We start from the raw sequence: 23,747 nt of genomic DNA on the forward strand, positions 1-23,747 counted from the left end.
ATGAAACTTGGAATTATTATTGAAACAAAAGAATTTGAAAAATCATGGAATGCGATGAGATTTGCTGTTACTGCTAAGAAATCAGGACATGAAGTAAAAGTGTTTCTCATGGGAGAAGGTGTTGAAATTGAAAATTTAACACACGATGTATTTGATGTAGCAGCTCAAGTAAAGGCTTTTCACGAAATAAAGGGTGAGATACTTGCCTGTGGAACATGCTTGAAATCAAGAAGCATGGGAGGCACTGAAGTTTGTCCGATAAACACAATGAGTGACTGTGTTGAAATGGTTGAGTGGGCGGACAAAGTGATGATATTCTAATGGATAAAAAATTAGGTAGTAAGATGAATTTTAATCCATTATTTTTTCAAGCCACATTAGCTGCGGGTGGCATTTCACTGATGCCTTTTAATTTTTTACAATTTGCTTTGCCTCATGGAAAAGGTCTCATTAAATTTTCTGATATTGTATGGGGTAACATGAGCAGCATGGAAATTGGTCTATATGGTGTTTTGGTAGCGATTATGCTTGTAAGCATCATGATGCATTTTGTACTAACCACCCTATTTCTGGGTGGATTGACTCAGTGGTTGAAGACTAAAGGGACGTTTTTGGAGTTTATGAGCGATCCGTATAAAAACGTCACAATATTTGCCGTTATAGGTTCTTTAGCGATGAGTGCAAATGTACTATGGGCACCAGTTGGATTTTTCATGCCTTTTTTATCGATGAACTTACAGAAACTGATGCTTCCCTCTTTGATATATTTTGGATTATTGGTGGGGACTCTCAGTTATTTAGAATTAAAAGTCATGAAAACTTGGCGTATAGATTCCACTGATGTGAGGAAGTTTAACTTTGTTTGGTTGTTAGACACATTTGCTTTTGGATTGGTAAGCTTAACGGGTTCAGGAATCGCCATCATGGCAAGCAATGTCACTATTTCTAATCTTGCAGTAATAGGGACATGCTTTACTGTCAGTTTAGGATTATTTATATTGGTTGCTAAGCTGGTTCGTTTAATGAGTAATCAAATCAAAGCGGCCAAGTTGCCTGATACGCCCATTCTGCCAGCATTTTTCTTAGTGATTCCCATTACTTGTCTGTATGGACTAAGCCTGTTTAGATTAGCATCTTATGGCCAGACGCTTTTATCTGTTGATTTAAGTGGGTTATCTTTTATAGTAGTCATTGCATCTTTTGCGATAACAATAATATGGGCAGTATTCACCGTTTACTTAATCGGTGACTATCTAAAGAATCAATTCATAAAGAGCAGTTTTTCTGCACCGCAGTGGGGAATGGTCTGAGCGTTCGTTGGCACTCAAGTTTTGGGTGTGTATGTACAAGGCTTGTACATTGGGAATTTCTATTTGGACCTTTTTAATTACCTAAGTATTATTGTAGCTGTGGTCATTTATTCCACAATATTTGTTAAGTTTATTAAAGCTAATGGATATTTAGGATTGTTTAGCAGATAAGCTCTGGTATTATGGTTTTTATATTAAGTAATGGAAATAGAGGCGTAGTTTGTGGGTCAACTCAAATGACCTATACACTACACCTCTTTTTTTATTCTAAAAAAATATGAAAGAAATCACTAACAATCAATTTTTGAACTGTACTTATGCAAATAGCCAATGTATATGAATTTAAAATGGATTTGAAGCCGGGGTCAAATAGCTGACTCCGGTTTTTTCATATCAAAAATTAAACGAAAGGATGGAAAATTTATGAGACAGAAAGAAAAACGAATTGGTATTATTGCAATCGTCTTCTTGATTCTGCTGTGTAGCGGAATCTATATTGCTTACCGACTTCATCCGGAAAGCTTTATAGGCAAGGACGAAATTATCACACGTGGCGAATACGCTACAATTCTAGCTAAGGAGATCTCGCTTGATATCTCAAATTCAGAAAAGGAACCACCGAGTTTTTCAGATATCGATGGACACTTTGCAGAGAAGTACATTGAGGCATTAGTAGACGCAAGTATCATCAATCCTTCAGATTATCCAGATGGTTTTCACCCCGATGATCCAATCACTCGCTCCGAAATTATTAAACTGATAGTGAAAATTAAAGGTTTGGATGATGAAGCAGAACAAACAAAAGGGCATAGTGGTTATAAAGATCAGTCAGACATCAAAGATGAAGACAAAGGCTATGTAATCATTGGTCGAGAGAATGGAATCATTGGTGATGAAGATGATGATAAAATCAGACCCTATGATCCGGTGACTAAAGGCGAAGCTGACAAAATGAATGAGAGCATTAAACCAAAGCCACCACAAGTAAAGCCTACAAAACCTTCTCAAACACCCGATACGACAAAACCTGTTGTAATACCTGAACCTAGCACGCCAACAGAGCCTTTAGATCCCACAGGCCCAAGCACAACGACAGAAGAGAACGTGCCACCTATTACACCAGCTCCGGATTATAGTGGTGGAAGTTCACACGATAATTCTGATAGAGATTCTTATCATCCAACAGCAGAGGTGAAATTTGAATTGCCACAGATAGCCCACACAGACAATGAAATTGAAGTGATGCCCGTATGGAAATACATGACTGACTATACTTGGACGTTAACTAAAACTGATGTCGATGGTTCTGAAAAGCCTATTGAAATGAAAGATGCTGTCACAGGGACACTCGGACTTGAAGGTGGTGCTATTAAGTTTAAGGAACACGGTCAATATACTTTAACAGCCACCGCTAAGAATACCAGAGGAAAAGAAACGGTTCTATCAAAGCAAATCAAAGTATATCCAGTTATCAATATGAACTTTGAATTGCCAGAAACAACACACACTGACAAATCAACAACAATCATATACTCATTGGAAAATCTGTACGGAAACACTATTGAGTGGTCGGAAACGAAAGACGGAGAAACTACTAATCTAGCGGATATCCTTGAAGGTGATCTTAATAATGAAGGCGGAACTTTTGTCTTTAAGAACAGTGGTGAGTATGCCTTAACTGCATCAATTAAAGATGAAACTGGACGTGTCTTTTCACATTCGGTATCTACAAAAGTATACCCTGTTGCAGGGATTTCATTTGATATTCCGTCAGCGTCTCATACAGACAAGGAAATTCATCTAACAACGGTCCTAAAAAATGCGAATAACCTAAATGTTGAATGGAGCCTACAGAAAAATGGTGAAATAGCTGAACTTTCAAAAGATGTCGAAGGTAAGCTATCAAATGAAGGTGGAAGCATTCGCTTCAAAGACAAGGGAGTCTATTTGCTCACTGGAAAAATAATCGATGAAACGGGTAGAATGTTCGAATCTTCAAAGACAATAACAATCTACCCCGTTGGTTCAGTTGGGTTTTATGCACCTGAAATCACGCATACAGATAAGACCGTCCATGTAGAAACTAGGTTTGAACACCTTGGAGACGCATCAATTGAGTGGTCACTATTAAGAGATGGTGAAATAGTTGAAATTGAAAATATGGTTCAAGGTAATCTTTCTGACGAAGGTGGCTTTGTTCGCTTTGTAAATGACGGCGAGTATATTCTTAAAGCATCTTTCGCTGATAAAGCAGGAAGAAGTTATAGTTACTCAGCTCCAGTAAAAGTGTATCCTGTTCCGAGTATTGCTTACTCTTTGCCTGACACTGCACACACAGATACATTAGTCCAAGTGGTCACTGAATCATCTGAAATGGATGGACTTAATGTTGAGTGGTTACTAGAGAATGGATTTGGATTTCAAGATTTTGAAACATATGTTGATGGATCGCTCGATAATAGTGGCGGTTCAATAAAATTCAAACATGTTGGCACTTATGAATTGATTGCTCGCATTACTGATGAAACTGGGCGAGTATTCCTATTTGAAAAGGGTGGTAAGGTTGAAGTTCTACCAGTGCTGAACATTTCATTTGAACTTCCAGAAACGACACATCTCGACCGAACTCTTGATATGAGAACAAGAGGCAATAACAATGTACTACCGGTGACGTGGTCAATTATGAAGAACGGAGAGTCAGTAGAAATATCTGATGTTATCCAAGGAGAACTCAATGCCTATGGCGGACAAATTAATTTTAAAGAAACTGGAGAGTATACGCTGACGTCATCGATGACAGATGCTCTCGGAAGAGTATTCGCTTTTACAGCATCAACGACAGTATATCCAGTTCCAGAAATTTCACTTGATGTGCCAAAGATTTGGTACGTAGGTGAGGAAGGGACAATCAATGCTGCTGGTACTTATGTGAATGACCTCACTACGAAGTGGACCATCATAAAAGATGACGGGGGCTCTGAGCCATGTTCCAATTTTGCAACGGGTGAGTTGAGCAAACAAGGTGGTAGTCTGGTCTTCTCTTCAAAGGGTCAATATGAATTAATATTAACCATGACAGATCCTACAGGTAGAAGCTATGTAAAAAGTAGCATCTTTACTGTTTACCCGGTTCCGAACATGGGCATTTCGCTCACTCCGTTAACTTACAGTGGAGATAGCATTACAGCAATTGCATTAGGTTCAGAACTTGATGAAATGGATACTGAGTGGCTAATGTCTATTGATGGAGCGGAAGAAAAGCCTTATACAGAATGCGCTGCAGGTTTACTTGGGGCAAATGGTGGATATTTTAGAATAAACACAGAGAAAACAATCGAAGTTAAGCTGATCGCAAAGGCCACAGATGTAAACGGCAGAGAATTTACTTTCAAATCAAATACAGCGACAGTCAAGCCATTAGCAAACTTCATTTTCTCGGTTCCACAGACTGCGCATATTGGTGATAATCTAAGTGTTTCAATGCAGTCCATTTCGGGGCTTGAGGGAAGGACTTTAAACTGGTCCTTATCACAAGAAAGTAATCCAGAAAGTTATTCTGGAACATTATCAAATTTAGGTGGCAACATTGTCATCACCAAAACCGGTAGCTTTATTTTGAAGGCAAGCTCGTTTGATAGCACAGGGAGAGAATTCAGTTATTCTAAAAGCATCTCCATTGCAAATACCGCACCGAATAAACCTGTTGCAAGTGCTGTTGTAACAAGAACCGCACTGAATTCTAAGTTAAAGGTCAATATTACTGCTACAGCAACAGACCCAGACTCAGATCAAGTTACACTTGAGTATTCAGGAAATACAGATGATGGTTATTATTCTGTTGGTACTCATTCTGTGAAAGTTAGAGCAAAGGATAAGTGGGGTCAGTATTCGGATTGGACAATCATAGCATTCACTGTTACAAATTCAGCACCGACAACACCAATAATTACACGTACACCAGACGGAAATAGCGTCGCTCCTAGTGTACCAATCACCATTACAGCATCAAGTACTGACCCTGATGGCGATGCCATCACATACGTTTGGGAAGGAAGACCTTCACAGACAAGCACAGCCTATCCACTTGGGAAAAATGTTGTTCGTGTTAAAGCAGTGGATTCAACTGGAGCAGAGTCACCATGGGCAGCTATCGTGTTTTTCGTTGCGGATCCTAATCGAGGTGGAGGTATGATGCTCAGTGGTCCTGAATCCGTAATTCTCGAACAGGGCATTACAGGCGCTACTATTACGAACTACACCTTTACAGTTCCACCAGTCAGTGGGCATAGCGGTGAGGACTATGGGCGAGTACGTGGCTATAATGTGTTAGCTGGGCAGTGGGATCAGCTTGACTACGCACCGACAACTAATGGCATTACATTCAGCCGAAGTCTTTCACCGAACATCTATAGTAAATTGGAATTCTATTATTACACCAACCATAACTGCATGTACAATCAATCCAATATTACCTATTCGGTAAGCTATCATTTTCAGTAACCGATAACGAATCCAACTAAAATAAACAAATAAGATTGAGAGGAGAAAACAATGTCAAAGTTATATATGTATGGCACTGAGCTTCAAGAGCTAGAACAGCTGATGATGCTCGTGCCTAATTTTATGCCAAGAAAAAGTGAAATGATTGTTGTTCATGGCAGAAACAGTCAAGTATCAGTATCAAAATGCCGTCCATGTCCGAATAGTGAGAGGAGAAGACAAAAAAATGAAACTGGTGATCAGAATAGTGAAAGAAATATATTGGTATTTGATAGTTACAAAGACTTAGCATTCTCTTGCTTCAAGAGATATAGATCTTTTAGACTTAATGAAAGACTAATAGAATTGGTCAGACATTATGACGGGGAAATTTTTTTGAATGAAAATCATCGCTTAAGATTTTACTCTGTCTGTAGACTGCAAGACGTGACTTCCGAGGTTAGAAATCCATTTTACCTTGCTGTACTTTATCTAATTACAGCTGATGATAAATTATGGAGTGCTGCAAAAGATCATGTCTATTCAGAGTGCTTTGATTTTAAAGGAATGCACCTCGGTGGAATTAATACTGATGGATATGCTCTCTATCAAACGGCCCGAACGATTTGTTTGGGAAGAGAGTATATCCAGATGGCTGAAATTGCAGATAAAACGCTTATTGGTGACATGGCTTTTAAAGCGATTATTAATGCAATACTCATTTCAAAATATGGATTTGAAATGCTAAATGTAAATGACTAGAAGAGTTACTTTCTTGTTGAGATATCAGTCTCAATAAAATAGAAGGTAGCTTTTTTTTAATTGGGTCAAATAGTAAGTGGCCTAGCTTTATGGATCATGAAAATTGGTCTTGGAAGACCGCTGAAGTGCTTGAAATAAAAGAACACACAGACCATGGGGGTATACGTATATGAATGGGTTTAAATCTCGAAACGAAGTTGAAAGAATCAAAGAGCAGTATCCTGTAGGCACTAGAATTGAACTCATCGGTATGGATGATCCATATGCACCAGTTGAGTCAGGTATACAAGGAACTGTTGAAATAGTTGACGATGCGGGCACTCTCCACATGAAATGGGATAACGGAAGAACTTTGGGCATCGTCCCCGGAGAAGATCAGTTTAGGGTAATATCGAAACCCACTGAGGAAACAATGGACAATGATCAAAAGCAAGGTATGGGAGGATTAAATATGTAAAGACAAGAATAAAAACTGCTACAAACGAATTAATTGAATAATTTAAGGCATATGCGTACGGAGTTAAAACCGTACATTTTTTATGCTGTAAATTCTATGGGCCGCTTGAATGACTGCAATACGCAGTGAATCGAGCGGCCTTTTTTTATTTCTAAGAAAACTATCCCACCAGAAAAGGAGGCGAGGAGGTGGAACATGTAAATCTAAACGAGAGACTTTTAAGTCACTTAAAAAGAAATCATACGGGTGCAGGAAGGGCTGTACAAAGCAAGGGATTGGAACTTCGGTTTCAGATGAGCGGTAGAAAGATTCGTGACATTGTCAATGCACTCAGGTGCGAAGGACATCCCATCTGCAGTGATGATGGTGGCTATTACTACGGTGCTAATCGGCATGAAGTACTTGGAAGCATACGACAGCTGAGTAGTCGAGTTGAAAAAATTGCAGAAGCAAAAAACGGACTTGTGGATGCCCTATCTCACTATCCAGATTCAAAAAGTAGTAAGCAGCTTCAAATCTGGGTTGTGTGTGTGAAGGAGGGATGATGTATTAATAGTTTTATGAGTTGGATAGGCGGAAAGAAATCCATGAGGGAACTGATTGTTTCTCTCTTTCCGCTCTATTATGAAAGGTATATTGAAGTGTTTGGGGGTGGGGGCTGGGTACTATTTCATAAACCACCGGGCAATGACTTTGAAGTTTACAATGACTTCAACAGTTTGCTTGTGAATTTATACCGATGCGTCAGGGAACAATATAAGGACCTAGAAGAGGAACTCAAATATGTGCTGAATTCCAGAGAAGATTTTGAAAAAGTAAGGTCCATACTGGATACAGAACAAGTTGAAGATGATGTCAAAAGAGCAGCATATTTTTATCAACTCATCAGATACAGCTATGCATCAGGCCTAACTAGTTTCGGAAGTCAACCACATGACATCAGAAGTAATTTTCCTATCATCGAGCAGGCACACAGAAGACTCTCAAAAGTAGTCATTGAAAATAAAGATTTTGAAAAGCTGATTCGGCAGTATGATCGCCCTGTCAGCTTTTTTTATTTGGATCCGCCATATTTTGACACAGAAAAATACTACAAGAATGTTGGTGAAGGTGGATTCCAAAAGGAAGATCACATCAGACTTAGGGATACACTGCTCGGCATCGAGGGGCAGTTTCTGCTTTCTTATAATGACTGTGAGTATATCAGAGAATTATACGATGCCCCAGGTATCATGATTGAAAGCTACAACCGTATCAACAACATAAAGCAAAGATATGACAATGGCGCTCAGTTCCCCGAGATTCTCATAGCCAACTATGACATGCATGAACGGGAGCGAGATGGATTGGGGCAATTGAATCTATTTGATATTAATAACGAACTTAATAAGGAGGAAAATAGCTTATGAAAAGACTAGAACAAACGGTGAAAGGTTTTCTGTGCCTACCCATTACAGAATCAGCAGAAAGAAAAATTGGTGATGTTGGAATGCTCGAAGCAACCATCATCAAGAGTGGTGTAGTGCTTACGAAGTCTCAAATGACAGCAATGGACGTACTTGAAACTATTGATGGACTAGAGGAGATTCTCAAAGATCTGTACAACGCACTTATTGATGCCACCGGTATTTGTTGTGAGGATTGTGATCAAGACGAAACAGAGGAGGCCACCAGTATCAAACTGCCAGAATTTATTCTTGAAGATGCAGGTATTCCAAAAGATGCTAAGCTTTGTGCATTTACGACTGAAGAGAGCGGCGAAGTGACTGTCATGGAGGCTGAATACAAACATGATCTCACAGATGTGCCTGAAGACATGCTTAGGTTATTGAAAGATATTGGTGTGTGCCTGTCGTGCCTCAATGGGTGCCTAATGTCTGAAAGGATCATATACGGAAAACAGAAGTAACTCAATTCTCAAATCAGATAATAGGAGTCGGCGCTACGACACGAGGAGGTGATGTAAATGGGCGGCATTGAAATGAAAAATGGACTACTTGTCTATTATGGGAATCCAGCTGGCTATCTCAAAGAAAACGAAGCAACGGTGGACAAGATGTTTCAGAGCAAGGAGTTCGAAGAGTGGCTTTCAGAAAAAAACGTAAGTGTAAACTGGACAGAAGGCGTATTCGAAAGGCTTTCAAAAGGTGAAACCTTAGGGGATCTACTTGAGACTAGCAGTTCTCTTAAAAACGTTCGAATATGGCAGTTGAAGTCAGACTCGGATATCGAACTTAGGTTTAGAGGCTATGATGAAATACTGAAGGTATCAGGCGAACCGAGCAGCAACAATTATGATGTTGTCTTTGATGGTGAACTTGAAACAAATGATCTTGAGACCATCTATACAAAGTTTAACTTGAATCACCCATCAGATTTTAAAGGACACTCTCTTTCAATTTCTGATGTGGTGGAGCTCTACGATAAAAACTGCAGTGAGTTTCATTATGTGGATCAATTCGGATTCAAGAAAATCGAATTTATGGATCAAGAAAGAGAACCGGATATAAAAATGAGTATGTAAAAAATCTAAACTACAGGAGGAATTATCAATGAAAAGATTTATGAAAAGTGTAAACAACTTTGCTGTAAGACAGGCTATCAGAGTGGATCAAGCACTTAGAAATAATAAGGGAGAAGGCTATATCGATACAGCGGTCAAAATTTTGATTGCCGTTGTACTTGGCGCACTTTTACTTGCAGGACTCTACGCATTGTTTGGCGAGGTGGTCATGCCGACACTCACACAACGCATTAGAGACATGTTCAACTATGGTGGTGCAAATTAAGGAGGGTTGATGACTCATGGGAAAAACAACAAAAGCTCAGAATAAAGAACAGTCTAGTCTTCACTATGATGTGAAGATTCAAAGTATTAGACCTGAAGGAACGCTAAGAGCCACTGCAACAGTCAACATCAATGATGCTTTTGCCATCAGAGGTGTAAAACTCATGGAAGGATCAAAAGGGCTTTTTGTATCCATGCCAAGTTACAAAGCAGGAAATGGGGAGTATAAGGATATCTGTTTCCCTTGTACCTCTGAATCCAGAAAAGAATTTGATAAAGCGGTGATTGGAGCGTATGAACAGGCTCTGACACAAGGGCAAGATCAGAAACAAAAGGAAAAAGCTTCAGAAGAAGCGACTCAAGAAAAAGCACAAACGATGACTTTGTAAATCAAAATAAAGAAAGGTTGGGAACGCTGATATGCATGAATTTATAAAGAAAGTGAACGCCTTTACTATGACCTACGCCATTAAAGCAAGGATGGCTATCGAAGGCAATAAAGGAGAGGGCTACATTGATACAGCTGTTAAAATTCTGATTGCAGTAGTGCTTGGTGCATTACTACTTGCTGGACTTTATGCTTTATTCGGTGAGGTGGTTATGCCCACCCTCGAGCAAAGAATTAGGAACATGTTTAACTATGCAGGTTAGTAGCATCATACAAGTGGTGCTGTTTTTCATTTTGATGGGATGTGCAGTCTATACTGATATCAAAATAAGAGAAATTCCAACGATTATTTGGTCATCTGTGGCTTTGATATCGCTTTTGAATTTTCAGGCTGTGCATCTGTTTGGCATTTTAGCAGCATTGCCATTATTAATTGCAGCTATGATGAGCCCATCTGGCATTGGCGGTGGCGATATTAAGCTTATAGCTGCGATTGGACTTGTCATTGGCTTTTGGAAAGCATTGATTGGGATGGCCATTGGACTGTGCCTAGTGATTGTTTTTCACGGAAGTATAAAACTGATTAATGCAGCCATGAGAAAAAAGTATGGGCGTAGGGCTTATCCTCTAGCGCCTTATCTCGCTCTTGGCTATATGTTCATCTATTTTTTATGAAGGAGATAATAAAAGTGTTTGTAAAAGGACAAAGATTTGAAACGAGTTATAACAATGAGACCTATTCATTTGCAGGCAAATGGTCAGGATCCATGGTACTTGCTCCTGAAAATGACGAGAATGCGGAGGTTCTCATTTATACAGAAAATGAAGTTAACGAACTGATCGAGTCAGGTGAATTAAAGCTGATCATAGGTCAGGAAATGGTGATGCGCTAGCAATCTAATCAATGAATCTATAAAAACGGAGGTACGTATGAATATATTTAAAAACAGAATGGTGGTCGGGGTGTTTTGCATTGTGCTGTCGCTCCTCATTTGCTTTGGCATAACACCGTTATTCAATAAAGGCATCAGCCAAAAGACTGAGATTGTCAGAGTAACTAAAGAAATCAAGACAGGGGCTCAAATTACTAAAGATATGGTCCAAAACGTTGAAGTTGGTGGGTACAACCTCCCAACAAATGTAGTGAGATTAAAAGAAACAGTAGTTGGAAGCTATGCACTTGCTGATTTATCAGTTGGTGATTATATCCTAAGTTCGAAAGTTTCAAAATCACCGGCTGCTGAAAATGCCTATTTGTACAATCTAGATGGCAGTAAACAGGCCATGTCAATTACCATTAAGAACTTTGCAAATGGTCTATCTGGAAAGCTTCAAAGTGGTGATATTGTATCCGTCATTGCCCCAGACTATAAAAAACAGGGGGCAACTGTCATTCCACCAGAACTTAAATATGTGGAGGTCATCTCGGTAACAGCCCCAAGTGGGTATGATGCCAACACAGGTGAACAGAAGGCTACCGAGGACGAAAGAGAACTACCTTCAACAGTTACACTTCTTGTAACGCCTGAACAGGGAAATATATTAGCGAGTCTTGATGCAGATGGAAAGACCCATCTTTCACTTGTGTATCGAGGAGAACCGAAAAACATTAAGGAGTTTCTTGATACACAGACTAAAATTTTAGATGCTCTTTATCCCAAAAACAGCGCTAATACTACCACTTTTGACGGACAGGGGGAATAAGGATGATTAACTTTAAGAAGAATTCAATCTTCTCCCGTGATGCCAAAGAAGAGTCAGTAAAAGAAGAGATTCTCCACAGCGGTGTTCTTGCTGTTTGGGGTAGTCCTGGATCAGGGAAAACTACGACAGCCGTCAAACTAGCCAAGTATCTTGCAGATAAAAAGAAAAATGTCATTTTAGTACTCTGTGATATGACTGCACCGATGCTACCGTGCATTTGTCCACCATCAGATTTGGAATGTGAAAAGTCTCTTGGAAGCATTCTATCTGCAACACATGTGACCGAACCTTTGGTGAAATACAACATGATTACCCACAAGAAGATGGCCTATCTATCAATGATTGGAATGTTGAAAGGCGAGAATGAGTATACCTATGCTTCGTATTCAAAAGTGCAGGCGATGGAATTCATTGAATCTCTAAGAAAAATTGCGCCATTTGTTATCATTGACTGCAGCAGCTACATTGCCAATGATATTTTATCAGCTGTTGCTCTTCTTGAATGTGACAGCGTTCTGAGACTGTCCAACTGTGATTTGAAGTCTATAAGCTATCTCTCCAGTCAGTTATCACTACTTCAAAACAGCAATTGGGATATGGAGAAACAGTACAAAGTCGCATCCAATATCAAATCCAATCATGGAATAGAACATATGGCGGGGGCACTCGGGAATCTTTCGTTTAAACTGCCATATTCAGAAGACGTTGAAGAGCAAACACTAGCGGGAAATTTGCTTGCAGATCTATCACTTAAAAACAGTAGGGAATTCAGAAGAGAAATTGAAAAGATTGCAAAGGAGGTGTTCGGATGTTAGAAAATCAAAATGAAAAACTGATTGAACCAATGGAAAATCGAATCGAAGAACTGATGAACACCTCAAACAAATATAAGAAAAATAAGGAGTTGGGTACTGAAAATCGTACACACTCCTTATTTTTTGCCCCTGAGTCAGAGAAGAAAGACTTTCAGGCTGTCCTTAAAGAAGTGCAAGAATACATCTCGAGCAACTACTCTGTTCTGATCACCGATCAGGGTTTAGAAGATGCTAAAGAGCAGATGAAACGTTACATCAGCAAGTACGTCATGGATGAAAGAATTGCAGTCAAGGGCATGGAAGGACAAGAACTGGTTGATGCCCTATATACCGAAATGGCTGAGTATGGTTTTCTCACAAAATACATCTTTGGAAAAGGCATTGAGGAGATAGATATCAACTCATGGCAGGATATCGAGGTGCAATACTCTGATGGAAGAAATGAAAAACTGAAGGAGCACTTTGACTCACCTGAACACGCAATCAATGTCATTAGAAGGATGCTTCACGTCTCTGGGATGGTCCTTGATAACGCAAGCCCTGCAGTTCTTGGACATCTTTCAAAGAATATCCGAATTGCTGTCCTTAAAACGCCACTTGTGGATGAAGATGTTGGCATTGCAGCATCTATTCGAATTGTTAATCCTCAAAGTATGAAGAAAAAGGATTTTGTCAGGAGCGGTACAGCTACGGAAGAGATGCTCGACTTCCTGTCCAACCTGATTCGCTACGGCATTTCTGTTTGTGTAGCAGGAGCAACAAGCTCTGGTAAAACAACGGTCCTTGGATGGCTACTGACAACCATCCCAAACAATAAGAGAATCTACACCATTGAGAATGGATCCCGTGAGCTTGATTTGATCCGTCATGATGATGGGAAGGTCGTCAATTCAGTGATTCATACTATCACTCGTGACAGTGAAAATGAAAAACAAAGAGTCGACCAAATCATGCTTCTGGATATGGCACTTAGGTTTAATCCTGATATTGCAGTAGTTGGTGAAATGCGTGGTGCTGAAGCAAACGCAGCTCAGGAGGCCGCTCGAACGGGTATTGCGGTACTTACAACAATCCATGCAAATTCTTGTGAAGCAACCTACCGAAGGATGGTATCTCTTTGTAAACGTGCAGTGGATATGTCAGATGACACGCTTATGGGATATGTAACAGAAGCCTATCCAATCGTGGTCTTTTGCAAACAGCTTGAAAACAAGCAACGAAAGATGATGGAGATCATGGAATGCGAAATTCTACCGGATGGATCCAGGAATTATCGTGCACTGTTTCAGTACATCATTACAGAAAACCGAATGGATGAGCAGGGCAAATTTATCATTGAGGGAACACACAAACAAGAGTGTAGCATATCAGAGAGCCTGTCTAAAAGACTCCTTGAAAATGGGATGCCTATTGAAATGATCAATCGCATGAAACGAAGGGAAGTGACTTAAAGATGAATGTGATACTACTAATAGCCTGTATCGGAATGATAACGGGCTTTTTTATACTCTTATCGTTATCACCAATGGAATTTACAGATAGCGTTTTTAAAAATGTTTTAAATAAACCACGCAGTATAAAAGAAGAAATTAATGAAATAACCAAACGAAAGAAAGTGTCTTACTTTAGACGTGAAGTTATTGAAGTGCAGTCGATTTTGAAGCTGACCGGACGCGAAGGCTGGTTTCCTATGATATGTGCAGTGTCACTGTTTTTATTTGCCATTGGGAGTGGAATCGCAATCGTGCTCGGGAATTTCTTTTCGGTGCCTGTCCTTGGGATCGGATTTATGCTCCTGCCGTTTTGGTATGTAAGGCTAACTCAAACCCATTTTAAAAGGGATATTGCAGCTGAGCTTGAAACAGCTCTGTCGATCATCACGACAGCGTACCTAAGAAATGAAGATATTGTGACCGCAGTAGAAGAAAATATTGATTATCTAAATCCACCAGTTCTGTCTGTATTCAAGGGATTCGTCTATCGCATTAAGATGATTAATCCAGACATTGCAGCAGGTTTGGAGGACATGAAAGTTCAGCTTGAAAACGCTGTGTTTCGTGAATGGTGTGATGCTTTAATTGCATGCCAGATTGATAGAAACCTAAAAACCACACTTACGCCAATTGTATCAAAGCTTTCTGATATGCGAGTGGTAAATGGCGAGCTAGAAAACATGGTTTTTGAGCCGAGAAAAGAGTTTATTTCCATGCAACTCTTAGTGGTTGGCAACATACCTTTATTATATTTTTTGAACAAAGATTGGTATAACGCATTAATGCATACACCTCTTGGACAGATTATTCTAGCCATCTGTTTTGCTGCAATCTTTATTTCGGCAGCATTTGTTATTAAGCTGACACAGCCCATTGAGTATAGGAGGTAGGCAGAGATGATGTTATTGATTGTATTATTTGGACTTCTGTTTGCCGTGGGTCTGTTCTTCATACTAGCTGAAGTACTCAAGCTTCCAAGACTTGCAACTGGGAAAGCCATGCTCTCTGCAGTTAGTCAGCATAAGGGTAAGACAAAAAATCTGGATGTTCTGATTGGTAGTTTATCAGTGAAGCTTGCCAAGTATCTTCCTATGGATGAATACAAAAAAAGCAGGATGAAAAATACGCTCAAAGCTGCAGGAATGAGCCAAAGTCCAGAAGAATTCATGGCATTCGCACTAGTGAAAGCTTTACTTGTGGCGGTTGGTGTTATTCCATGCCTTCTGGTTTTGCCGTTACTTGCCCCTGTTTTGATGTTCCTCGCAGTGATGATTTACTTCAAGGAAATTAAAAAGGCCGATGAAAAACTGTCTGTCAAAAGAGAAAAAATCGAATCAGAACTGCCAAGGTTTGTGGCTACGATCACACAAGAGCTGAAGGCAAGTAGAGATGTTCTTGGCATACTTGAGAACTTTAAGAAAAATGCTGGGGAGGAGTTTGGAAATGAACTGGACGTTTTAACTGCGGATATGAGATCTAGCAGTTATGAAGCGGCCCTGACAAGATTTGAGGCAAGAATCAACTCGCCTATGCTATCGGATATCACAAGAGGTTTAATTGGTGTTCTTAGGGGTGACGAAGGGGGCGTATATTTTCAGATGCTTGCCCATGATATGAAACAACTGGAACTTCAAAGATTGAAAGCGCAGGCGATGAAGATACCACCCAAAATTCGCGTGTTCAGTTTCATCATGCTCATGTGTTTTTTAATGACTTATATGGCCATTATTGTGTATGAAATTCTACGTTCCCTTGGCGGAATGTTTTAGGGGAGGTGGTGACGTGTGAAACATTTATTAAAAAGCAACCGTGGTGAAGGATATATTGATGTGGTTGTGCTTGTACTTTGTGCAATGCTTGTGATTGCGCTTGCTGTGAAGGTATTTCCTGCCTACATCATCAAACAGCAAGTGGATACCTTTGCCGTTGAGCTGATGAGAGAAGCAGAAATTGCTGGAAGAGTGGGAACAGAAACTACCCAGAGAGAACTGATTTTGAGAGAAAAAACTGGAATTATCCCAATGATTGTATGGTCGAAATCGGGTCAGATTCAGCTCAACGAAGAAATAACAGTGACAGTGACTTATCCGATTAACATAGGACTGTTTGGAGGTTTTGGGTCCTTCCCGATTACCCTCAGAGCAGATGCTACAGGAAAGGGGGAGGTCTATTGGAAGTGAAAAAAGTACTGTCAAACAACAGGGGCAGTGGTTTTCCACTGGCAGTTGCCATCACACTATGTCTGGTCATGATTTTCACTGGGATATCTGAATATTTTAGGCTCATGATAGTTTCACAAGGTGTTCGTGATGCACTTCAGTCAGCTGTCATTTCAACAGTCAGTGATAATTATGATGATGTTTATCATGGTGTTCGTGAAGGGTACTCAGGTGGGTATCAACCTATTGATTCAGATTTTGAAGAGTCCTTCGACTATGGTGATGTTTATGATCGTTTAGATGGAATTCTTGGTTTGAATCAACTTGGCTATGACCACATAAAAATAACCAACGAAGGTAAAACAGAGTTTAAAATATGGGATTTAAACGTTGATATTCAAAATGCGCCACTTGCTAGTGGAGATATCAAGCAGCAAAGATTTAAGGTGGATAGTTCCATCATGCTTGAAGTACCAGTGTCTTTTGGTGGGAAACTACTGCCACCTATGATAATTAAGGTCAAAAACAGTGCTGGTTACACCCCGAAATTTTAGATTCTTACAACTTGTAAAATTATAGTAGACTATTCCAAAAGCTTGTGCTAGGGTGAGGTCTAAGAAGGACAATACTTTAAAAATTAAGGAGGCATTTCTCATGAAAAATATGAACGATAAAACGAAGAAAAGAGTAATACTGGCTGGAGGTCTCGTGATCAGCGTGGCACTTATTGTGATGATCGGGGCTAGATTTACGAAAGCACCAGTGACTGAGGCTGTCAATAACACCCAAAACACTGAAATCAGTGAAGTTATCGTAGAAAATCCTAATGGTGCAGAAACAAATAAAAATGTCGAGGTCAAGGTCGAACCAATAGAAGTGCCAAAAGAAACTCAAGCGGATAGTGGTGCAGACGATACAGGAAGAGACCAAAAAATTCAAGGTGATATCCCCGATAAACCAACTTATACCGAAGAGCAACTGACGGATCCGACACAAAAGCCTGACGGCGAAAAAGTGGATCCACCAAAATCAGAAGTAAAGAATCCTCCAACGACTACAACTCCAAAGCCAAATAAACCAGTAGCGACTACGGAACAGAAACCTTCTGGTGGGCTACCCGGATTTGACAGTGTGCCAGATGGTGGAGCAAATCAAGTGATTAACGGAGAAAGCGACGGAGATATCAACAAAGAAGTTGGATCAATGGATTGAGAAAAGTAGCAAATGGGGGCACTGCGAATAGCAGTGCTTTTACTTTTGCAGAAAGGAGCACAAATGAAAAAAATAGCTAGAAGCGTTTTGATGATTCTGATGATATTCAGTCTATTGGTACCAGTGAATTCATTTGCTGATGGGGACGGAAACATTGATACAGGTGGTGGGAATATGGGTTCGGGAACCAGTACCAATGTATGGAATCCCGGGAATGAAGGCGTTAGAGTTACTGTTGTTAGAAGCAGTGATCATGCAATAGTAACGACACCGATTGATATTACTAACAAGCAGCCCAGTGCGTCCATTTATCACTTTGGTAAAGTGAGTAAAGTCCAATACAGTGGCGGTAGAGCACTATCGCCAGTAAAAGGTGGATATGCTAGTGTGAAACCATCTCAGAGCATGCCTAAGATAATCAGTACGAGCGGGAAAAATAACATAACAGCTATTAAAAAATACTTCTGTTCGGAGTATCTGGTCAAGTTGATTGCCAATCAGAGCAGTATGGACTATGACGTTTTAGTCAGTGGCGATTACAAATTACTCCTTGAACCGATGGCATATTATAAATTTGAAGGGGTTATGATTGCAACTACAGCGACTGAAGCTGCCATGTATGATGAGAAAGTAAATGGCTTGCTGAGAAAAAGAATGGTTTCATTAACTCATAAAAACTTGCCACTAGCCATGTTCTTAGAAGTTGCGGATTTAGGATATCCTGCGTGGAATGGTAGCACGACAACACCAGCTACAAATGCAAATATTAAATCCTCATTAGGACTTGGTATAGTCAGGTATAAGGATGAACCAACCGAAGCACCAGTAGTAAGTGCTAATGATTACGAATACCGGGTCAACACGGATGTCATCACAGCGGTTACAGTTAGTGGTGGTCAATCGGATCCAGATCACCCAACGCGGGTCAGTTTTAGCATTGAAGGAACTACCTATAACGTTGGAAATGTATTTTATCCGAGTGGTGATTCACAACTGGCATGGGTCAAATGGAGGACTCCTTCAGAACCAAGAAACATAACCATACAAGTAACTGTAAGTGGTCCTGGAAATACTTCGAAATCAATGATTCATGTGAAGATTGTTGATCTTGATAAGAATCCACCACCGAATCCTGTGGCAGACGATAGGAACGATGAGTTCACATTTTCATCAGTACCTACAAGACAAGAAATGACAAGGGCAGATTGGAGTATTTGGCGCCCTTGGTGGTTTGCATACTGGGTCGATGAAGGTCATTGGGAGAGTGACTCATGGACGGATAGTGAGGGACACTCACACTCGAGTAGTTACTGGGTATCAAATTGGGTTGATCGAGGGTGGTGGGAATTTAATCTAGATCAATATTATGCTACTTTTTCATCGAACATGAGTATCAAATGCGACAGTAAAAACCCAACCGCAAATGGCAAAACGATGAAAAGTGGATACGGAATCAATGAATCTGTAACTGCATCAATCACCAGTAATCAAAGTACTGCAGTCACACATCCTCAAAATGCAGTGGCTTATTTCCCAGAGTTTCAGTACAAAACTTACTGGAGGCTACTTGAAAAAATTCAAAGTGGATCAACAGCTAGATTTGAGTATAAGAGGAATTCATATAGCACTTACAATAACCGAACACACTTCACACCTATATGGATGCCTGATGGAAACTACACAGTGAATACTTGGGTCATCGATGCATGGACTCCTGTTGGGATGTTATCCATGAACCTAACGGACTCATTAACAATCAGGGGCAACCTTTGGAATGATTGGCACATTGCACCGCTAAAACCTTAGATAAAAACAAGAGAGGTGGAAAATATAAATGAAAAAATATAAAAAAATAGCAGTGATTATCTGCATGGTATTACTTCTGACATTGATGTTTAGTACCACAGCCTTTGCAGGTGGTACTGGAGATGTTGCAGGCGCAATTGAGAGCACTTGGACTGATGCCTCTGGGCAAATCAAAACCGTTGTGAACAAGGTAGTCTTTCCGGCAATCGACCTTATTCTAGCGGTTTTTTTCTTTGCTAAACTTGGGATGGCATACTTTGACTATCGCAAGCACGGACAATTTGAATGGGCAGCGCCGGCTATTTTGTTTGCGTGTCTTGTTTTCACATTGACCGCCCCAACATATATTTGGAAGATACTCGGGATATAGGAGGCATTGTCTATGAACTTTTTTGAAAAGGAACTAAGAAAATTTTTCGCAAAGGATCACGCATTCGATGATGTAAAATTCATCGGAAAAGTCTGCTATGGTACTTTGGGTGAAACGACAAGAATGAAACTTGAATTTGTAACAATTGGTACCTATCAGAAATATGAAGGGATCAAGGCGACAGTCATTGATAAAACAGATGGTGTCATTGACACACTCACGTTGAAGTTTTCAGATGTTTGGGGTAAGAAAAAACTCAATAACCCCAATTTCAGAGATGGAATAGAGCCATACGTCTGGATTTATAACGAAAAAGCAGAGTGGTATGCATATGAGCCAACAAATGCTGATTACAAAGTAATGGCGGAATCAGTGAGTGACTATGCTGAGCTATTCAAAGAGCAGACACAAAAGATGAAAAACAGTTATTTTCTAAATCAACAAATGTAATAAAGAGAGGCATGTCGTGACAAAAGCGGCATGCCTTTTCACTTTGATGGAAAGGAGGTAGCTGTCAAATGTTTATATGGGATTTTGTAATGGGTGATGTCATGGATCAGATAATCAACTGGTTCTATGGTCACCTTGTAGGTTTTCTGGGAGATTTCTTTGCCCAGATGGGGAACATGGGTGTTGAACTGTTTGATATGACATGGGTGCAAAGCATTGTGCTTTTTTTCACTTATCTTGCTTGGATGCTGTATGTGGTGGGGTTAGTTGTGTCTTGCTTTGAAACAGGAATTGAGTATCAATCAGGAAGAGGAAGTGTCAAGGATGCTGCACTTAATGCTATTAAAGGATTCATGGCAGTGAGTCTTTTCACAACTGTACCGATTGAACTCTACAAGCTATCAGTAACGCTACAAAGCAGTCTAACTGCAGGCATTACGGGTAACAATAGCGGCGTTGGAGATCTTGCAAATGCAATCATTGGGGAACTGGGAAACATCAGTGATGTTTCAAGCGTAGGCAGTTCAGGTGTGTTCGGTGGACTTTCTACGATAACAAGTCCTATTATGGCTCTTTTTATTATTATCCTCATGGGATATGCAGTCGTGAAAGTGTTCTTTGCAAACCTTAAAAGAGGTGGAATCCTGCTCATACAGATAGCCGTTGGAAGTCTTTATATGTTCTCGGTTCCAAGAGGATACATCGATGGATTTATTCAGTGGATAAAGCAAATCATTGGTCTTTGCCTCACGACTTTTTTGCAGGCAACAATGCTGACTGCAGGCCTAATGGTGGTAAAAGATAACGCGCTCCTCGGTCTTGGACTCATGTTATCAGCAGGAGAAGTACCAAGAATCGCGGGTGCCTTTGGTCTAGACACATCAACAAAAGCCAATGTGATGAGTGCGGTTTACACCGCTCAAGCAGCCGTTAATACAACTAGAACCATTGCACAATCTATACCAAAATAGATTAATTGGGAGGATTATAAAAATGTTACGACTGGCGCAAGGGGAGGCGTTGCCATGATTACTATGGGAAGCCTCTTTGATGGAATTGGAGGTTTTCCACTTGCTGCAGTCCACAATGGTATTGTTCCAATGTGGGCAAGTGAAATTGAGAGTTTTCCAATTGAGGTCACAAAAATAAGATTTCCTGAAATGCTTCACGTAGGGGATATTACAAAACTTAGTGGAGATACCCTTCCTGTTGTGGACATTATCTGTGGAGGATCTCCTTGTCAGGATTTATCTGTTGCGGGACAAAGAGCTGGACTTGCCGGTGAGCGATCAGGGCTTTTCATGGAACAGATAAGGATAACGAAAGAAATGAGGATTGAAGATGGAAAACGAGGCAAAACAAATGACCTTGTGCGACCTCGATTCTTCGTTTGGGAAAACGTCCCTGGAGCATTTTCATCAGCAGAAGGAGAAGATTTCAAAGCAGTTCTTGAGGAAACCGCAAGAATTGCTGACAACAACATACTTATACCTCGACCTCCGGGAGGGGTATGGAAATCTGCTGGGTGCATTTTGGGAAGTCAATTCTCCGTTGCTTGGAGAGTTCTCGATGCTCAACACTGGGGTGTCGCCCAACGACGCAAAAGAATCTTTCTTGTCGCAGATTTTGGAGGATACACCGCTCCCAAAATATTATTTGAGCAAGACCGCTTGCTTAGGAATACTTAGAAGGTCGAAAGCTAGAGATAAAGAACTACCATTTCAACTTAAAAAGGCTCTCGAAATTCAGGCAGGTATCACTCATTTGGATCAAGATTTATCAAGCAATTTGGCAACAGAACTGAGGTCATATCACATAAATCAACGAAACGAGGGCATCGATCTAAATGGAATATCCGGTGCGTTAATGGCAACTCAAAATATGCAGATGCAGACCTTTATTGCAGAGCCTATGATTTGCCTTAACGATCAAGGTGGTAATCGGATGGATATCACTGAGAATATTACATCCACGTTAAGAGTTTGCATGGGAGGGCATCTGCCGATTGTAACTCAGCACTTTCAAAAGGGTGTTGAATCAGAAAGGGGAGAAACTGAATTACTTTTCGATAATCATGCGAAGGACTGTAGATACACTGGTCCACTGCATGTAGCTCCCACCATTGCAGCAACCTACGGGACAGGTGGTAATAATGTTCCTTTGGTTTCAAAACACATGAATGACGAAAGTTATTGTATCGCAAGTAACATCATCAATCGGCAAGATAAGAATGGTGGAAATGGTTGTGGCTTTCAAGAAAATATAAGCTATACCTTGACTACAGCAGACATCCACGCTGTATGTTCAATCCCGAAAGCCTACCAGAATATCGTTGGAGCTTTGTGTGTAGGTGATGAAAAAGGAATTGGAAATCAATATGTGAGTCAAGATAAATGCATAATAGACTATCAAGAGATGACATCTGAGAAAACTGAGGATACTGAAATTCATAAAAGAACATCCTCAATAAATCTTGTTCGGAGATTAACTCCACTAGAATGTGAAAGACTTCAAGGCTTTCCGGATGGGTGGACAGATATATCAAAAGCATCAGATAGTCCGAGATATAAAGCGCTCGGAAATAGTGTAGCAGTTCCATGTGTAGATTTTATTATGCATGGAATTGCTTGTTTTTTGAGAAAAATCAGGCAAGAAGAGGAGGAGCGATAGATGTACATGTACCCTGACAACCTGAAAGCTAAAGCCACACTTTGGCTTTGGGAACTAAAAGATATAGGCATTATTGGAGTGGGACTTCTGATATCTGTATTTGCACTTTCACAGACTGGAATCCTGGTTCCTTTAGTGATAACAGCAGTTTATGCCTTTTTAGCAATCCGATTTGAGGACACGAGTATTTTGGATTTTATCCGTTATGCTTGTGCCTTTTTTATTTTAAAGCAGCAAATGTATGAATGGAGGTTGTAGATTTGAAAAATAATCGTCAGAAAGAAAAACAAAAGCAGTCCACAAGGGAGCTCATTGGGATCAATGAAATCACGGACTACAGCATTAAAACGGCATTTGGGGAACTAGTCTATTTCATCATTCATCCTACAAACATTTCTGTTTTATCAGAATCAACAGTCAGTGCAAGGATCTATGCCCTCATGACTGTGCTTAAAGGAATTGCTGAGATTGAAATGCTCTGTTTAAACTCGAAAGAGAACTTTGATGAAAACAAGCAATACCTGAAAAAAAGAATGGAGGAAGAATCAAATCCAGTGATTAGAAAACTACTTCAAATGGACAGTACAAATCTTGATCGAATGCAAGTTCAAATGGCTACTGCCAGGGAGTTTCTAATCATTATTAGATTAAACAGAGGCGAAGAAAAAGGGCTGAAAGATAAAACTTCAGATGTGTTTCCTTATCTATCAAGAATTGAAAAAAGCCTTAAGGATCAAGGCTTTACTGCTAGACGAGCAGACAATGCTGACATAAAGCGATTACTCGGAGTCTACTACGAGCAGAATGTAACGACTGAGAAGTTTGAGGATTATGATGGCGAAAGGTGGGTGATTATCGGTGAGTAAAAAAAGAAGTGAGAAGTT

28 protein-coding genes and 1 pseudogene are annotated in these 23,747 nt (G+C 40.1%); all 29 read left to right on the forward strand.

What is annotated here, in order from left to right; genetic code table 11:
* The 29 genes and pseudogenes from AC4PID_RS14250 to AC4PID_RS14390 all read left to right on the forward strand — a co-directional run bounded on the left by AC4PID_RS14250 (position 1) and on the right by AC4PID_RS14390 (position 23,729).
* Positions 1-321 carry a DsrE family protein gene (locus tag AC4PID_RS14250; protein WP_492132664.1) on the forward strand — a complete coding sequence of 107 codons (321 nt, stop codon included), beginning with the start codon at positions 1-3 and terminating at the stop codon, positions 319-321.
* Entirely contained in the window at positions 321-1,310 is a 990-nt protein-coding gene (tsoY, locus tag AC4PID_RS14255) for a selenoprotein TsoY (RefSeq protein ID WP_492132665.1), read from the forward strand. The genes AC4PID_RS14250 and tsoY overlap by 1 nt, the downstream gene beginning before the upstream one ends.
* Positions 1,311-1,733: 423 nt before the next feature.
* The gene (locus AC4PID_RS14260; protein ID WP_492132666.1) at positions 1,734-5,810 is read left to right on the forward strand and encodes an S-layer homology domain-containing protein; all 4,077 of its coding nucleotides are present in this window, start codon (positions 1,734-1,736) and stop codon (positions 5,808-5,810) included.
* 51 nt (positions 5,811-5,861) lie between these two features.
* Positions 5,862-6,551, forward strand: coding sequence for a hypothetical protein (locus tag AC4PID_RS14265; protein WP_492132667.1), 690 nt, complete (start codon positions 5,862-5,864; stop codon positions 6,549-6,551).
* A 169-nt stretch (positions 6,552-6,720) separates the two neighbouring features.
* Positions 6,721-7,008, forward strand: coding sequence for a DUF4314 domain-containing protein (locus AC4PID_RS14270; protein ID WP_492132668.1), 288 nt, complete (start codon positions 6,721-6,723; stop codon positions 7,006-7,008).
* A gap of 188 nt (positions 7,009-7,196) precedes the next feature.
* Positions 7,197-7,553: a hypothetical protein gene (locus AC4PID_RS14275; protein ID WP_492132669.1), complete on the forward strand. Its 357-nt coding sequence runs from the start codon at positions 7,197-7,199 to the stop codon at positions 7,551-7,553.
* Positions 7,554-7,568: 15 nt separating this feature from the next.
* Positions 7,569-8,417, forward strand: coding sequence for a DNA adenine methylase (locus AC4PID_RS14280; RefSeq protein WP_492132670.1), 849 nt, complete (start codon positions 7,569-7,571; stop codon positions 8,415-8,417).
* Positions 8,414-8,917 carry a hypothetical protein gene (locus AC4PID_RS14285; protein ID WP_492132671.1) on the forward strand — a complete coding sequence of 168 codons (504 nt, stop codon included), beginning with the start codon at positions 8,414-8,416 and terminating at the stop codon, positions 8,915-8,917. Before AC4PID_RS14280 ends, AC4PID_RS14285 begins: the two co-directional genes overlap by 4 nt.
* Before the next feature lie 57 nt (positions 8,918-8,974).
* The gene (locus AC4PID_RS14290) at positions 8,975-9,532 is read left to right on the forward strand and encodes a YodL domain-containing protein (protein ID WP_492132672.1); all 558 of its coding nucleotides are present in this window, start codon (positions 8,975-8,977) and stop codon (positions 9,530-9,532) included.
* Between the two features lie 40 nt (positions 9,533-9,572).
* The gene (locus tag AC4PID_RS14295; protein ID WP_492135385.1) at positions 9,573-9,797 is read left to right on the forward strand and encodes a DUF6133 family protein; all 225 of its coding nucleotides are present in this window, start codon (positions 9,573-9,575) and stop codon (positions 9,795-9,797) included.
* A gap of 16 nt (positions 9,798-9,813) precedes the next feature.
* Complete coding sequence (locus AC4PID_RS14300) at positions 9,814-10,185, forward strand: SpoVG family protein (RefSeq protein ID WP_492132673.1); 372 nt, start codon at positions 9,814-9,816, stop codon at positions 10,183-10,185.
* 67 nt (positions 10,186-10,252) lie between these two features.
* Positions 10,253-10,447, forward strand: coding sequence for a DUF6133 family protein (locus AC4PID_RS14305; RefSeq protein ID WP_492135386.1), 195 nt, complete (start codon positions 10,253-10,255; stop codon positions 10,445-10,447).
* A complete protein-coding gene (locus AC4PID_RS14310; protein ID WP_492132674.1) occupies positions 10,437-10,859 on the forward strand; it encodes a prepilin peptidase in 423 nt (140 codons plus the stop codon). Before AC4PID_RS14305 ends, AC4PID_RS14310 begins: the two co-directional genes overlap by 11 nt.
* Positions 10,856-11,077 carry a hypothetical protein gene (locus AC4PID_RS14315; protein ID WP_492132675.1) on the forward strand — a complete coding sequence of 74 codons (222 nt, stop codon included), beginning with the start codon at positions 10,856-10,858 and terminating at the stop codon, positions 11,075-11,077. The genes AC4PID_RS14310 and AC4PID_RS14315 overlap by 4 nt, the downstream gene beginning before the upstream one ends.
* A gap of 37 nt (positions 11,078-11,114) precedes the next feature.
* Complete coding sequence (gene cpaB / locus AC4PID_RS14320; RefSeq protein ID WP_492132676.1) at positions 11,115-11,888, forward strand: Flp pilus assembly protein CpaB; 774 nt, start codon at positions 11,115-11,117, stop codon at positions 11,886-11,888.
* A gap of 2 nt (positions 11,889-11,890) precedes the next feature.
* A complete protein-coding gene (locus tag AC4PID_RS14325; protein ID WP_492132677.1) occupies positions 11,891-12,703 on the forward strand; it encodes an AAA family ATPase in 813 nt (270 codons plus the stop codon).
* 53 nt (positions 12,704-12,756) lie between these two features.
* Complete coding sequence (locus tag AC4PID_RS14330) at positions 12,757-14,154, forward strand: ATPase, T2SS/T4P/T4SS family (RefSeq protein ID WP_492135387.1); 1,398 nt, start codon at positions 12,757-12,759, stop codon at positions 14,152-14,154.
* 2 nt (positions 14,155-14,156) lie between these two features.
* Entirely contained in the window at positions 14,157-15,086 is a 930-nt protein-coding gene (locus AC4PID_RS14335) for a type II secretion system F family protein (RefSeq protein WP_492132678.1), read from the forward strand.
* A gap of 9 nt (positions 15,087-15,095) precedes the next feature.
* Positions 15,096-15,965, forward strand: a complete 870-nt coding sequence (locus AC4PID_RS14340; protein ID WP_492135388.1) for a secretion protein F — start codon at positions 15,096-15,098, stop codon at positions 15,963-15,965.
* 15 nt (positions 15,966-15,980) lie between these two features.
* Entirely contained in the window at positions 15,981-16,376 is a 396-nt protein-coding gene (locus tag AC4PID_RS14345; protein WP_492132679.1) for a DUF4320 family protein, read from the forward strand.
* Positions 16,367-16,909 carry a hypothetical protein gene (locus AC4PID_RS14350; RefSeq protein ID WP_492132680.1) on the forward strand — a complete coding sequence of 181 codons (543 nt, stop codon included), beginning with the start codon at positions 16,367-16,369 and terminating at the stop codon, positions 16,907-16,909. The genes AC4PID_RS14345 and AC4PID_RS14350 overlap by 10 nt, the downstream gene beginning before the upstream one ends.
* Before the next feature lie 100 nt (positions 16,910-17,009).
* Complete coding sequence (locus AC4PID_RS14355; protein WP_492132681.1) at positions 17,010-17,567, forward strand: DUF6550 family protein; 558 nt, start codon at positions 17,010-17,012, stop codon at positions 17,565-17,567.
* Between the two features lie 63 nt (positions 17,568-17,630).
* Positions 17,631-19,373 (forward strand): DUF8193 domain-containing protein, encoded by a 1,743-nt coding sequence (locus AC4PID_RS14360; RefSeq protein ID WP_492132682.1) that lies wholly within the window; start codon positions 17,631-17,633, stop codon positions 19,371-19,373.
* Positions 19,374-19,401: 28 nt separating this feature from the next.
* Complete coding sequence (locus AC4PID_RS14365; RefSeq protein ID WP_300687950.1) at positions 19,402-19,743, forward strand: DUF3852 domain-containing protein; 342 nt, start codon at positions 19,402-19,404, stop codon at positions 19,741-19,743.
* A 12-nt stretch (positions 19,744-19,755) separates the two neighbouring features.
* Positions 19,756-20,193, forward strand: coding sequence for a hypothetical protein (locus AC4PID_RS14370; RefSeq protein ID WP_492132683.1), 438 nt, complete (start codon positions 19,756-19,758; stop codon positions 20,191-20,193).
* Between the two features lie 68 nt (positions 20,194-20,261).
* Complete coding sequence (locus AC4PID_RS14375) at positions 20,262-21,164, forward strand: conjugal transfer protein TrbL family protein (RefSeq protein ID WP_492132684.1); 903 nt, start codon at positions 20,262-20,264, stop codon at positions 21,162-21,164.
* 54 nt (positions 21,165-21,218) lie between these two features.
* Positions 21,219-22,863, forward strand: a pseudogene (locus AC4PID_RS14380) (DNA cytosine methyltransferase).
* On the forward strand, positions 22,864-23,121 hold the full coding sequence (locus tag AC4PID_RS14385) for a hypothetical protein (protein WP_492132685.1): 258 nt from the start codon (positions 22,864-22,866) through the stop codon (positions 23,119-23,121). It begins immediately after the preceding pseudogene.
* A complete protein-coding gene (locus AC4PID_RS14390) occupies positions 23,109-23,729 on the forward strand; it encodes a hypothetical protein (RefSeq protein ID WP_492132686.1) in 621 nt (206 codons plus the stop codon). Before AC4PID_RS14385 ends, AC4PID_RS14390 begins: the two co-directional genes overlap by 13 nt.
* The last annotated feature ends 18 nt before the right edge of the window (positions 23,730-23,747 follow it).

Source organism: Fusibacter sp. QWL-12 (assembly GCF_058683495.1).